Source organism: Sulfurisphaera javensis (assembly GCF_041154675.1).
Lineage (GTDB): Archaea > Thermoproteota > Thermoprotei_A > Sulfolobales > Sulfolobaceae > Sulfurisphaera > Sulfurisphaera javensis.
Genome location: NZ_AP031322.1, coordinates 1,662,485 through 1,675,337, shown reverse-complemented (window position 1 = coordinate 1,675,337; position 12,853 = coordinate 1,662,485). Strand labels below are relative to the sequence as shown.

Annotated in this window: 15 protein-coding genes; 6 read left to right on the top strand and 9 right to left on the bottom strand. The window is 32.4% G+C overall.

Annotated features, from left to right (window positions below):
* Window positions 1–35: 35 nt before the first annotated feature.
* The 3 genes from ACAM25_RS09305 to ACAM25_RS09295 form a co-directional block, all read right to left on the bottom strand.
* Window positions 36–362, bottom strand: a complete 327-nt coding sequence (locus ACAM25_RS09305; RefSeq protein WP_369609454.1) for a transcriptional regulator — start codon at window positions 360–362, stop codon at window positions 36–38.
* 70 nt (window positions 363–432) lie between these two features.
* Entirely contained in the window at window positions 433–1,095 is a 663-nt protein-coding gene (locus ACAM25_RS09300; RefSeq protein WP_369609453.1) for an ABC transporter ATP-binding protein, read from the bottom strand.
* Window positions 1,070–2,068 carry a FecCD family ABC transporter permease gene (locus ACAM25_RS09295; RefSeq protein ID WP_369609452.1) on the bottom strand — a complete coding sequence of 333 codons (999 nt, stop codon included), beginning with the start codon at window positions 2,066–2,068 and terminating at the stop codon, window positions 1,070–1,072. Before ACAM25_RS09295 ends, ACAM25_RS09300 begins: the two co-directional genes overlap by 26 nt.
* Window positions 2,069–2,166: 98 nt before the next feature.
* Here ACAM25_RS09295 and ACAM25_RS09290 point away from each other — a divergent pair, with 98 nt between their 5' ends.
* From ACAM25_RS09290 to ACAM25_RS09275, 4 genes are all read left to right on the top strand, one after another.
* On the top strand, window positions 2,167–3,126 hold the full coding sequence (locus ACAM25_RS09290) for an ABC transporter substrate-binding protein (protein ID WP_369609451.1): 960 nt from the start codon (window positions 2,167–2,169) through the stop codon (window positions 3,124–3,126).
* 39 nt (window positions 3,127–3,165) lie between these two features.
* Entirely contained in the window at window positions 3,166–3,822 is a 657-nt protein-coding gene (locus ACAM25_RS09285) for an RAD55 family ATPase (protein ID WP_369609450.1), read from the top strand.
* 69 nt (window positions 3,823–3,891) lie between these two features.
* On the top strand, window positions 3,892–4,263 hold the full coding sequence (locus ACAM25_RS09280) for a MarR family transcriptional regulator (protein ID WP_369609449.1): 372 nt from the start codon (window positions 3,892–3,894) through the stop codon (window positions 4,261–4,263).
* Window positions 4,264–4,296: 33 nt separating this feature from the next.
* Window positions 4,297–4,584: a hypothetical protein gene (locus ACAM25_RS09275; protein WP_369609448.1), complete on the top strand. Its 288-nt coding sequence runs from the start codon at window positions 4,297–4,299 to the stop codon at window positions 4,582–4,584.
* Here the strand turns inward: ACAM25_RS09275 and ACAM25_RS09270 are convergent.
* The 3 genes from ACAM25_RS09270 to ACAM25_RS09260 are packed head-to-tail and all read right to left on the bottom strand — an operon-like array spanning window position 4,581 to window position 6,818.
* Window positions 4,581–5,516 carry a zinc metalloprotease HtpX gene (locus tag ACAM25_RS09270; RefSeq protein WP_369609447.1) on the bottom strand — a complete coding sequence of 312 codons (936 nt, stop codon included), beginning with the start codon at window positions 5,514–5,516 and terminating at the stop codon, window positions 4,581–4,583. The two genes, ACAM25_RS09275 and ACAM25_RS09270, sit on opposite strands and share 4 nt — an antisense overlap.
* Window positions 5,517–5,549: 33 nt before the next feature.
* Window positions 5,550–6,047 carry a DUF2258 domain-containing protein gene (locus ACAM25_RS09265; RefSeq protein WP_369609446.1) on the bottom strand — a complete coding sequence of 166 codons (498 nt, stop codon included), beginning with the start codon at window positions 6,045–6,047 and terminating at the stop codon, window positions 5,550–5,552.
* A gap of 36 nt (window positions 6,048–6,083) precedes the next feature.
* Window positions 6,084–6,818, bottom strand: coding sequence for a hypothetical protein (locus ACAM25_RS09260; RefSeq protein WP_369609445.1), 735 nt, complete (start codon window positions 6,816–6,818; stop codon window positions 6,084–6,086).
* A 49-nt stretch (window positions 6,819–6,867) separates the two neighbouring features.
* On the opposite strand from ACAM25_RS09260, the gene acnA reads away from it, so the two are divergent.
* The gene (gene acnA, locus ACAM25_RS09255) at window positions 6,868–9,420 is read left to right on the top strand and encodes an aconitate hydratase AcnA (RefSeq protein WP_369611653.1); all 2,553 of its coding nucleotides are present in this window, start codon (window positions 6,868–6,870) and stop codon (window positions 9,418–9,420) included.
* Window positions 9,410–10,648 (top strand): DUF402 domain-containing protein, encoded by a 1,239-nt coding sequence (locus ACAM25_RS09250; RefSeq protein ID WP_369609444.1) that lies wholly within the window; start codon window positions 9,410–9,412, stop codon window positions 10,646–10,648. The genes acnA and ACAM25_RS09250 overlap by 11 nt, the downstream gene beginning before the upstream one ends.
* On the opposite strand, the gene ACAM25_RS09245 is transcribed toward ACAM25_RS09250, so the two are convergent.
* From ACAM25_RS09245 to ACAM25_RS09235, 3 genes are all read right to left on the bottom strand, one after another.
* The gene (locus ACAM25_RS09245) at window positions 10,645–10,818 is read right to left on the bottom strand and encodes an AbrB/MazE/SpoVT family DNA-binding domain-containing protein (protein ID WP_010978826.1); all 174 of its coding nucleotides are present in this window, start codon (window positions 10,816–10,818) and stop codon (window positions 10,645–10,647) included. The genes ACAM25_RS09250 and ACAM25_RS09245 overlap by 4 nt on opposite strands.
* A 97-nt stretch (window positions 10,819–10,915) precedes the next feature.
* Entirely contained in the window at window positions 10,916–12,055 is a 1,140-nt protein-coding gene (locus tag ACAM25_RS09240; protein ID WP_369609443.1) for a VWA domain-containing protein, read from the bottom strand.
* A gap of 13 nt (window positions 12,056–12,068) precedes the next feature.
* Window positions 12,069–12,782, bottom strand: coding sequence for an FHA domain-containing protein (locus ACAM25_RS09235; protein WP_369609442.1), 714 nt, complete (start codon window positions 12,780–12,782; stop codon window positions 12,069–12,071).
* Between the last annotated feature and the right edge of the window lie 71 nt (window positions 12,783–12,853).

Below are 12,853 nucleotides of genomic sequence, written 5' to 3'. Positions count from 1 at the left end.
AGTATTTAATATTTTAATAATTAATAAAACTAATCCTAGTATAAAGGACAAGGTGGTAAATTAAATAATTTTCTTGCTGTGGCACATAACATACAAAAGCTAGTCGTTTCTACTGTTTGATTAGCTAATATTCTACCGGCCAGTGCTTCAATCATATCTCTGATTTCTTCATCCATTAAGACTTTTTCAACTTCTTCCTTTTTTTCCTTTATGTTTTTTTCATATGTAGTTGCTGAGATTCCTACAATTTTTGATGCCTTCACAACTGGCATTCCCCTCTCTACTAGGGTTTTTGCAATTGCAGTTCTGAGTATTGGTACTTCAACCTTAAAGGCCTCTTCACAAGGTGTAGCTAATTTCATAATTTACTTTTTCTCTTCATATCTATTAACTTCTAGTTTTAAAAGAAAGTCGTAAGGATAATTAACATTGTTAATATGTTATGAAAAATGTGTAATCATTAATTGAAACTTTTCTTATAGGTGTTTCATAGACTGATGAAAGTAACTCTTCAGTTATTCCTTCTTTGTCTCCTTGATAAACAATCTTTCCTTTTTTCATTACTATAACGTTATCAGCAAAGTTAACTATATCTAGCTCATGGGAAGTTATTAAGAATTGTTTTTCTCTTTTTAGTGAGACTAATGTGTCAATGATTTTCTTTCTATTTGAAATATCAAGATTTGAAAAAGGTTCATCCATAATCACTAAGTCTCCTTCCGCTAAAGCTTTAGCTATTATTACTTTTCTTTTCTCACCAGAACTTAATGTCATGAAATCCCTATCTAAAAGGGTTTCAATATCTAGAATTTTAGTAAATTTCTCATATTCTCCTTTCTTTTTGCCAGAAAGTATTACGTCTTTAACCTTAATGTTTGGTGAATAAAATTCTGATGGAGAGTAAGATAGCTCTTCTTTTTTCTCTATTTCGCCTTGATAAGGTTTTATCATTCCTATTATGGTTCTTAACAGTGTAGTTTTCCCAGAACCATTAGGTCCTAGGATAAGATTAATTCCTTGTGATAGAGCTAGAGCAACATCAAGATCAAGAATAATCTTTCCATTTATTTTAACTTTCAACCCCTTGACCAGCATTTACTCTCACCAGAATTGAAATAATTAAAGGGGAAGCTATCAATGCAGTAATTGCAGTTATTGGAATTATAGTCCCAAATATACCTCTTGATACTATATTACTGAATTCCATAATCACTGAACCTATTAGAGGTGAATAGACTGATAATCCTCTCATACTTCCATCTATTCTCCTTGCTATATGAGGTACAATGATTCCTACAAAACCTATTATTCCGGCAATAGAAACTATATAAGCCGTAACTAAGCTAACAAGTAATAACCAAAATAATCTAAACTTACCCGGGTTAATATTATGAGTATAACTAATTTCATCGCTTATGGCAACTAAATCAATTACTCTAGAGAACTTAATTGTAAGGAAAAGCATTACTACCGTTAATATGAAAAGTATTATAACGTCCTCCCATCCTATAATGCTAATTTCTCCCAATAACCAAAATGTAAGTGGAGGAATTTGAGGATATTTTTGCTGAAAAATTACCAAAAGAATTGTTGTTAATGATGAAAAAATGTAAGAAACAACAACACCACCCACAACAATAGCATAAACATTTCCCTTTCTACCAATCCCTACGGTAATTAAAGTTGCCAGTGTTGCTGTGAAAAATGCTACAATAGGTTGAAAATAAATTAGCCATGAAAATGGAAGATTAAAGGCTAAAAGAAAATAAGTCAAGACTGCTCCAAAAGCTCCGCCAGAAGCTGTACCCGAAATATAAGGATCAACTAAAGGATTTTTAAGTAAGTGCTGAAGTATTGCACCACTGAGAGAGATTAAAACCCCAATTAACATTGCTGAAATGACTGTAGGTAATCTAATATCAAAAAGGATAATTGAATAAACTCCACTAGGATGAAGAATTTGACTTATACTAAGTCTAACCTCTCCAAAAATTAAGCCAAGAAAAAAAGATATTGGTAATAGAATTACAAAAATGTACTTTAACACATGATAGGATAGCTTATCCATATAATAAATCTTTCGTTTATTTTTGGCTATGCATAACTCGTCTATGATTTTAGTGAAAAGCAATTAACTTTAAATATGTGGATAAGTTATCCAACTCTATGAGAGTTTGGGGAATTGTATTAGCGATAGTCGTAATAGTTGGAATTATGGCTGGTGTACTATATTCATATTATCATACAAAATCTTCTACTACATTCACACCAACTTCTGAACTAAGAATAGTAAGTTTAGCACCTAGTGATACACAAATACTTATTGCATTAGGATTAGGAAAATATATTGTAGGAATGGATTATTATTCATATTCTCTTTTACAATATCTTAACTTAACAAGCGAAGTTCCTAAAAATGTTACAGTTCTAGGTCAAATTTATCCCCCAAATATAACTGGTATATTATTACTTCATCCTACTGTTGTTGTTGTTGAGTATGGACTTGAGGCTCCTTACATTTCAGAAATGGAAAAAGCTGGCTTAAATCTCCTGGTTACAAACTCAGATTATGCATATTCATTCTCTCAGATAGAGGCAAATATAATGAAAGTCGCAGAATATTTTAACTTGACACAAAGAGGAGAAGAAATAGCAAACTGGATGAACCAGAAAATTTCTGAATTTTCATTTTCTGGTAATTCAACAATAGCATATCTCTTATACATATGTCCTAATCTTGATTTTTACACGGCTGGTGGAAATGTATTTATTAATAGTATAATAGTACAAGCTGGTGGGATTAACGTTTTCTCAACGCTTTCTGATTATCCTGTAGTTTCTCCCAGCGAACTTTTAATACAAAATCCGCAAATAATTATTGCTCAAGAAGTTGATAATTACTCTTATACAATGTCATTAATCTCTAAGATCCCTGGAATAAATAACGTTACAGCTTACAAGGAAAATAAAATTTATATTATGGGTCAGTTGGCAACTGACTTATTTAATGAGCCAGGACCACTATCAGTTTACTCAATACTCTTAATTCACGACATTATTAATGGTACAGCCCCTCATTTCATTAACGCAACATGGATAAAAGAGAATTTGAACATTTCCTTGTGAATGTAAATATTAATTAAGGTAAGTTCTCTTTTTTACAATATGAAAGTTGGAGTTAAGATTTTGGATGATATAGTAGATTTTCCAGAAGGGTCAACAATATTAATGTTTGGTCCTATTGGAAGTGGAAAAAGTAAAATTGTAAAGTCAATTGCTAAGAATTTCCTTTATAAAGATATGGGAGTTCTCTATTTAGCTACTGAAGAAGATCCAAGGAAAATATTATCTACATTAAATGGTGATAAACTAAGAGTAGTCAATCTATTCTCTGATCTAATAAGAGATCCTAGGATAATTCAAGGATTTAATTTAATTACTGATCTAAAAAATGTAATGAAGGATGTTTCTCTTGTTATTCTAGATTCAATAAATGAATTTGCTATACAGCTAGATGTTAATCAGCTAATTCAGTTCATTAAGACTATAATAGCTACTGTCTATTCAGCTGATGCTTTAGCTATAATAACTTATAATTCTGGAAATGATGACACTGATTATGTTATGAGTATGGTTGAATACTTATTTGACGGAATTATTCAGCTGGATGTGGAAGAAGATATTTCAGTAAAGTCATTAAGGGTTTTGAGAATGAAAAATAGGAAACATGACACTAACTGGCACTTCTTTAAGATTGAAGAAGAAATTATACCTGTTGATGCTTCTATAATAGCAACGAATCTAAAAAGTATACAGAAATAGACAGATAACCATAAAAGTATAAATATGTATGCATACTTTATTTAAATTAAAAACTTCATATTTATATACATGAGTGAGAAAGTTACTTTCCCCGATGGAAGAGAAGTAGACTTACATGAGTTCATAGCATTCATGTATGGTTTGTCTAGAAGTGATGTAGATGTTTTGCACTTACTTTTAGAGTCAAAAGAAAAACTTGATGCTGATGAAATAGCTGATAAGTTAAAAGTAACTAAAGCGTCAGTAAGTAAATCCCTCAACAACCTCTTAGATAAGGGATTAATACAAAGAGATAAGGCTGAAGAAAGTGAAAAGAGAAAAGGTAGACCAAGTTATGTTTATTGGGTTGACAAAGAGAAACTGTATCTTAAACTAGAAAAAGATTTAGAAGCATTAGCTACTATAATGAAAGAAGGATTGGAAAAGCATATTTCACCATAAATTTTTTTATAGACATAAGTATATCATTACAATATGATAACCGAAAGTCAAATAATAAGTATGATAGTAGCTTTTATACTAGGTCTTTTAATTGGTCTTTTAATAAAGAAAGTAATTCAAGTTGGTTTAATTATTTTAGCTATTGTTATAATTTTAATTGCTATTGGTGCTTTATCACCATCTACTGTAATTCATGGATTAGAGAGTTTAGGAACCTACGCAAAGTCGGCTGAGTCGTTCGTTCAAGGGGAATTGTCAATATTACCATATAACTCTATCTTATTTATCATAGGGTTAGTAATAGGATTAATAAAAGGTTAAAATAAGGTGGGTTTAGTTAATTCATAAATCATTTTTACTCTTTTTGCCGGATGTGGATGTGTTGAAAGTATATCTGAGAAAACGCTAGTTTTTTCATGTAATAAGTCTTCGATTAATAAATCTGGATCTGTTTCTTTTACTTTAGTAGGCGGAACGGTAACTATTATTCCTCTAAACGGGTCTAGTCTGACGTTTTGCATATAAATTTCAATCTTAGCTAAAGCTCTCGCTAAATTCCATGCTTTTTCATTAAAGAGTTGGTAAGAGAAGTAATCAGCATAACTTTCTCTTAGCCTATTAAACCATAATACAAAAAGCTGTAAAAAGAATGTAACTACGAATAACACTCCTCCTATAGCTAACATTGATAAACCAACAATAAGATCAATTTCATCACCAGCAAAGATTAATGTTATCCAGCCTAAGTTTATTAGAAGATTGCTTATAAAACCTAGAATCGATGGTAGTAGTCCAATAGCTAATCCAATCTCGACATCATTATGCTTTATATGACCAATTTCATGCCCTATCACTGCCTCCAATTCCTCTGGTGTTAAGATTTGAAGTAAGGGTAGAGTTATGCCAATTCTTTTACCAGTTATATAATTTCCATAAGCAAAAGCATTAGGGTATCTTTCATCCACTAAGTAAACTTTAGGTGTCTTAATTCCAGCTAATTTAGATACTCTCTCAACAATTTCGTATACCCAACCATAATAAGGATCTTCTTTGAGAAGTTCAACAGAATTTCTTCCAACTAAATAAGGTGAGATTATCCATTGAATAAACCAAAGAGTTAAAAGGAATACAATGAAAAAGATAAGTGGTAACTTTAAGAAATTAACAATAAATAAAGAGATTACTCCTTCAGATACGATAGTAAAAAATAATGCTATAATTATCTTTCCCTTAAGTGAAGACCCAATATTCACAGATATTAGAAAAAAGATTTTAATTAAAAAGTTTCAAGCAATTGTCTTTAATGCTTCTTCTACTTGCTTAATTCTTTGCTTAAATTCTTCTACTTGCTTACTTAATTCTTCATATTTCTTTTTATATTCTTCTAATTGTTTAGTTATCTCCTCAGCCTTTTTGTTACATTGCTCTTCTGTCAAATATCTAATTATTCTTACATTACTGAATACTAGTTTTTGATTTTGTTCATCGTACTCAGCATCAACAAGAATCCTTATTACTTCTAGTTTATCAATTTTCATTTGATTTACTATCACATCGTAAAGCTGTTTGTTCAATTCAGAGACATCCCTAATAATTATATCTTTAGGCACCATTTTGCTGAAGGCGACTAACGCAACTCTCCTTAGCTTATCAGCATATCTAGCAGCAATAATTAAACCGGTACTTAATTCCATCTTATTCTTTCCAATAGCTGTTGCCCTAGCAATTGTTTGTTCATACTCTTCGGCTCTCTCTAAATCACGTGTTTCATCTTCCTTAGGCATAATTATATATCTCAATTATAAAATTAAAATATTTCGTTAAAGAGAAGAGAAAGGAATAAGAACCTTGTCTTTGTTGGTTTTTTCTACAACGAATCCACTTTCAACTGGTTCAATTTTAAATACATCACCTTTTGTCTCTTCATAAATTTTTGATGCCTTAACCACTTTCATAAAATCCATTATAGCTTCAGCAACTTTATCTAAGCTCCATAAAGTTAATGGTGCCCTCATTCTTCTAATTAACACTAAGTCCTTCATAGTTTGACAAAACTTAAGTCCTAAAGTTTCGCATGTCCTTTCAGTTTCTTCAATTGATAAAGGAATTGGTTTGTTTTCTATGCAAGCTCTCCATTGTATTAAAGTCCTTAAAGTTCTGAAAGAATTTTCGAGACTACTTCTTTCATCCTCCCTGAAAAAAGCCAACAATGAGATAATATAGAGAGAAAGAATAGACTTTTTCAGCCTTTCACAAGTATAATCAGTCTTTACAAATTTAATTTCAGAAGGGAATTCACCACATACTGATTCTGATTGAGTTACATAAAGGCATAAAGGATCTCCAGAATCACATAGCTTTCTGAGTTGCTCTTTACTTAGAACTATAGGAGAATATCCCTCAGAGGCTAATTCTAGTAATAGGCTTTTATCTTCACTTATAGCAATTACATTTATATCAGAGAGTCCTTCAATATAATCACTTTTTCTAGCATAAGAGCCAAAGAAGCCAATATAGCTCGCTCTTTTGCAAAGTCCTTTTAAATTTTCACTCACATAAATATTTAATAACTGTACTTTTTAGCTTTAAGTGGTAATAAAAATCATGGAATTCCAGATTTCTAAACTTGAAGGAAATATTCACTATTACCCTTTAAATCAACTAGAACAATATGGAATAAATATAAATAAATATCCTTATTCTTTAAGAGTCCTTATAGAAAATGTAATAAGAAATTATGATGGTAAGAAAATTACAGACGAAGATTTGGAAGCAATATTAAAATGGCAAGTTGGTAAAGAGTTTTCATTTCTACCGACAAGGGTTGTAATGCAAGATTACACTGGAGTGCCTCTTCTAGTTGATCTAGCTGGAATGAGAGATGAAATGAAGAGGAGAGGAAAAGATCCCAGGGTTGTGAATCCAGTTGTACCTGCTGATTTGATAATTGATCACTCTATTCAAGTTGATTACTACGGTACTTCTTATTCTCTTTTATGGAATATGAAGAAAGAATTTGAAAGAAACGAAGAAAGATACAAGTTCTTAAAGTGGGCTCAATTAAGCTTTCGCAATTTTAGAGTGATTCCCCCTGGAAATGGGATAATTCATCAAATTAACCTTGAGTATTTGAGTAAAGTTGTTGATGTTAGAGAAGTTAAAGGAGTTCAAACAGCATTTCCAGAGATAGTTATTGGAACTGATTCTCATACAACTATGGATAATGGAGTTAGTGTTCTCTCATGGGGTGTAGGCGGGTTAGAAGCTGAGGCCGTCCTATTGGGAGAACCATATACAATGACTGTTCCGGAGGTAGTCGGAGTTAAACTTGTAGGGGATATCAATGAAGGTGTAACTCCTACTGACGTGGTTTTATATATAACTGAGGTCTTAAGGAAAAAAGGAGTTGTAGGTAAATTCGTAGAGTTCTTTGGTCCCTCTTTATCTAAACTTTCCGTGCCAGATAGAGCAACAATAGCTAACATGGCTCCAGAGTATGGTGCTACTGTTGGCTATTTCCCAATTGATTCTCAAACGTTGAACTATTTGGCTGGAACTGGAAGAGATTATAAAATAGTTGAGATTTACGCTAAAGCTCAAGGATTATTTTACTCAGAAGTACCAAATTACACTGACGTAGTCGAAATAGACTTATCTAAAATTGAACCTTCACTTGCTGGTCCGAGGAATCCCGATGAGAGAGTACCTTTAAGAGAAATGAAAAAGAAAAACGAAAAGAAAGAGAAAAAGAAGGGTAAAATTGTTAGTGACAATGATGTAGTATTAACAGCTATAACTAGTTGTACTAATACTTCTAACCCTACCGTAATGTTAGGAGCGGGGATTTTAGCTAAAAAAGCTGTTGAGCATGGGTTAAGAGTAAAACCTTATGTAAAAACTAGTACAGCTCCTGGATCACCAGTTGTTGTAGAGTATCTGAAAGAATCTGGTTTACTTCCTTATTTAGAAGCCCTAGGTTTTCACATAGTTGGATTAGGTTGTACAACATGCATCGGCAATGCAGGACCTTTACCTAAAGCAGTTGAGGAAGATATTAAGCAAAACAATTTAGAAGTTTATGGAGTTATTAGTGGGAATAGGAATTTTGAAGGAAGAGTTAACCCCTTGTTAAAGGGAGTATACTTAGCTTCCCCAATATTAGTCGTAGCTTATGCTTTAGCTGGTAGAATAGACATTGATTTTGAGAATGAACCAATTGGTTATGACCCTAATGATAATCCAGTTTACCTTAAAGATATTTGGCCTTCATTAGAGGAAATAAAACAGTACATGAGCCTCTCTTTAAATCCAGAAATCTATAGGCAAAAATACTCTAAGATTTATGAAGGAGATGAGAACTGGAAGTCGCTTAAGGTAACTGAAAGCGAAACGTATAATTGGGATCCTTCATCGACCTACATTAAAGAACCGCCATGGTTTACTTTGCCAAGTCAGTCTTTAGATGATATAAAGGAAGCAAGAATTCTCCTCCTTTTAGGAGATAAAATAACTACTGATCATATTTCCCCTGCCGGTCCAATATTGCCAGATTCTGTAGCTGGACAATATTTAAAGCAATTAGGTGTAAAAGAGTTAAATACCTATGGAGCGAGGAGAGGAAACCATGAAGTTATGATTAGAGGAGGTTTTGCAAATCCCAAATTAAAGAACCTTTTAGTGGATAAAGAAGGGGGTATAACAAAACATTTTCCAGATGGAAAAATTATGAGTGTTTATGAAGCATCAGAACTTTACAAGAAGGAAGGAGTGCCTTTAGTAATTGTAGCAGGTAAACAGTATGGTTCTGGTAGTTCAAGGGATTGGGCGGCTAAAGTTACTGCATTATTGGGTGTTAAAGCAGTGCTAGCTGAAAGTTTCGAAAGGATTCATAGAAGTAACCTTGTAGCTATGGGAGTTTTACCAATTCAAATACCTGATTGGAGGGGACTAGGAATTAAAGGAGATGAGACAGTATCAATTTACGGTCTTAAGGATTTAACACCAAGGAAAAAAGTTAAAATTGAGTTCAAGTCATCTGATGGTAAAGTAATAACTACTGAAGGTTTAGTTAGGGTTGACACTAATGTTGAGTTAGAATATGTACGTGAGGGTGGGGTTTTAAAATATGTTTTTAATAAATTAATATATGAAGGTTAGAATTAGAGGAATTTACGCTACAGCATTAACAAAGTTATTTTTAGATAATGGCTTTGAGATTGTTCAATCAACACCTCAAATTTCTGAACGTTTTTCATTAGAGATTAAATTAGAACCAGCAGATGTAACTGTAAAAGATGGAAATGATAAGGGAGAAATAATAAGTATTGGAAAGGATCTATACTCCTTCTTCAGAAAAATCTTTAATTATTCTTTCGTATGGAAATCCCCAGTTAAGCTTTATTCAGTTATAGAGACAAATGAATGCAAATACATGGGTTATGAAGTCGAGCCTTGTATAAGTAAAGGATTAGTTATTAAACCTCCTTCTGAGGGAAAAATTATCCTCTCTCCACCAAGAGCTGTAGGAAATTATGCCATGCTTTGGCGGGGAGAAGGTAAAACGTTCTTTTCGGAACATATTAAAGATAAAGAGGAGAAAGCAAGACTCCTTTCTATTAGCATTCCATTTAATAAGAAAGGATATAACGTGAAATGGAGAAGTAACGCTTCTTTTGTAACTAATTCTGTATTAAGGGAAGAATTAGAGAAATTGTCTTTAAGATATGATAATGAAGATTTTAGGGGTCAAGGAGAAGATTTCATTAAAATTACACTTTCACTAGAAGATAAATTAATGTTAGATGAAATAAGGAGAAAAGTTTTACCTAATACTATAAAATATCATCATATGCTGAAAATGTCCTTCTCCAATGAGGTTGATATGACTGAAGAGACCTCTGGTAAAAGTGAAGACTTACTTAACAAATTAGTAGAGGATTATATGAAAATTGAACATATAAAGCCTAGCGGTAAAAGATTTTATTTAAGAGAAGGCAAGGTGATTTATAAAGAGATAAACTCTGACTATTACATAATTAGATTAATAAGAACTTTTGAAAAAGAAGGTATGTATGATGGTCTTAATGTTCCTAAAGAAGAAGGAGATTATGATATCGTAGAATTCGACTCAAGAAAATGGTATCAACTCCATAGCTATTATAATAAAGATGGGAAATTAAAAGGAGTTTATGTTAATATTTCTACTCCTCCAGAGATTCTAAAAGGCATAATTAGATATTTAGATCTTGAGGTAGATGTTGTGAAAGTAGGAAATGAAATAAAAGTAATTGATATAGGTGAGTTAGAGAAAAATAAAGAGGTAATAGGAGAGGTGATGTATAAAAAAATACTTAACGTAGTGGAAGAAGTTAAAAAGATTCTTTAAAGCTTTTCTAATTCTTCTCTGCTTATAGGAATAATTTTAACAACATTCTCGTTCTCATCATAAATAACTCTTACTAAATCCCCTTCTCTAACCTTAACCTTTTGTCTTATTCTAGCTGGTATAGTCACTTGGAAATTTCTCGATACTTTAACAATATCTTCGACTGGCATTTCCAATTCCAGATAATATACTCATTCTTAGTTTAAAAATTTTTACTTAATACTTATAAAGGGTATTTTTTCTTTCTATTCTATATAAAAATAAAAATTATGATGACCTTAATTTCTTAGTTGCCTCACTTGTAATTAACTTTCTTGTCTGTTCCACGTTTCCTAGCCTCTTTGTTGTTTCAATACTTTGTTGTAATCTTCTTGTTGTTTCCATTAGTTCAATTCTTCTTGTCTGTTGTGCTAACTGTGTCATTTGGTTTAATGTCCTTGTTGCCTCTGTTAAGTTATTTGAATTTACTTGTGCAACAAGCTTATTCATTAACTCGTAGTACTGATATTCTCCCAAAACATCATTATTTATACCACTTAAGAACATTTGAGAATCACTTGCTGGAGAAACTTGAGCTTGTAGTGTGAGAACTTCTTGCCTATTAGTTGCTGGATCGTTATAACTTATCCTAACATTTAAGACATTTCCACTATAATTTGGTGAAATAGAGGTTTCACCGTAAATTCTTACTACTCCTTCTATTGCACCTAATTTTACTGGTGGACCAGAATAGTTTAATAATTTCACTTGTGATGGTGCTTCGATTTCTACTATAACGTTCTTTGCACCCACCTGAGTTACTGCTGCTTGAGGAAGAGAATTAGCAATTTCCATTGGATCTTGTATATGATTTAGAACTCCACCACTTTTATCAGCTAATATTTTCAAGAGTTGTTCATTGTAATCATCACCAATTCCAAAGGAGATCACTTTAAATCCATCTGGAATTTGTAAATTCTCATAAGCTGTAATATCAGTTACGTCTGTAGGATTACCATCAGTTAACAAAACAATATATCCTGGCATTTCATATCTTCTAGCAATTTGTATAGCTGTTGATAATGCTGAATATAAAACTGTATTTCCTTGAGCAGAAATACCATATATTCTTTCAATAATTGAACTAGAATTGTCTGCGAATTGAATTAAAGTATTTACATTTGAAGAGAAAGTAATAAATGTAATCTTATTCCCTGGTGGTATTTTATTTAATAATTCAATTGCTCCTTTTTTTGCTGTTTCAATTTTTATCCCAGACATAGAACCAGATGTATCAAGTAAAATTATGTAATGAAAACCAGTTGCTACAGATACTTTTTCAGGAACAATTATTAATCTAAAGACTCCTCTAATTGGAGAATTAAAGGAATACTTATGACTAAATTCTAGCCTTGCAGAGATGGTCAAAAAAATCACCTACTTACTCTGCGACAATTTTAACTATGGTCTGATTTCCGAGTTTTATTATTGTATTAGGAGAGATTTTCTGTTTACCCTTAACTGGTTGGAATAATTTTCCATCATAAATATAAGTCCCATTAGTACTGTTAAGATCTTCAATATATAATTCTCCTCCCTCTAATGTAATGACTGCATGTCTTCTTGAAACTTCCGGATCTGGAACTATAATAACATTTTCTGGGCTTCTTCCAATTGAAATTGATGGAAAGATGTCTAAGTTTAGAGGTACTTTTTGATTAATTAGACCAGCATATGGCGTTTGAATAAAGAGTAAGTAGAATTTTTGAGTTAAAGGAGGTTGAGTTACTGGTGGTGCTGTAACTACTTGTTGAGCTGGTGTTGTAGTTACTGGTGGAGGTGTGTTTGAAGTAACAGGAGGTGGTGCTTGTTGTGCTGATTGATCTTGTGGAGTTATTGTTACTGGTGGTGAAGGTAGTGCTTGACCTGACTGATCAGGAGAAGGAGGCGTTGGATTTGCAGTCACTGGTGGTGGAGGCGGGGGAGTTTGTGCTGATTGACCTGGTGATGTAGATTGTGTTGGATTCATAGTAACAGGGGGTGGTGGGGGAGTTTGTGAACTTTGAAGATCAACTGGCTTTTGAGCTCCACATCTAATACAAAAGTTTGCATCATCAGCATTTTCATATCCACAAACCGGACATTTCCACGGCATATATAAAGTATTTTGTATAAAAGTATATATAGTTTTACTCGCGTAATATTTTGACTTGGTATTATTATAAT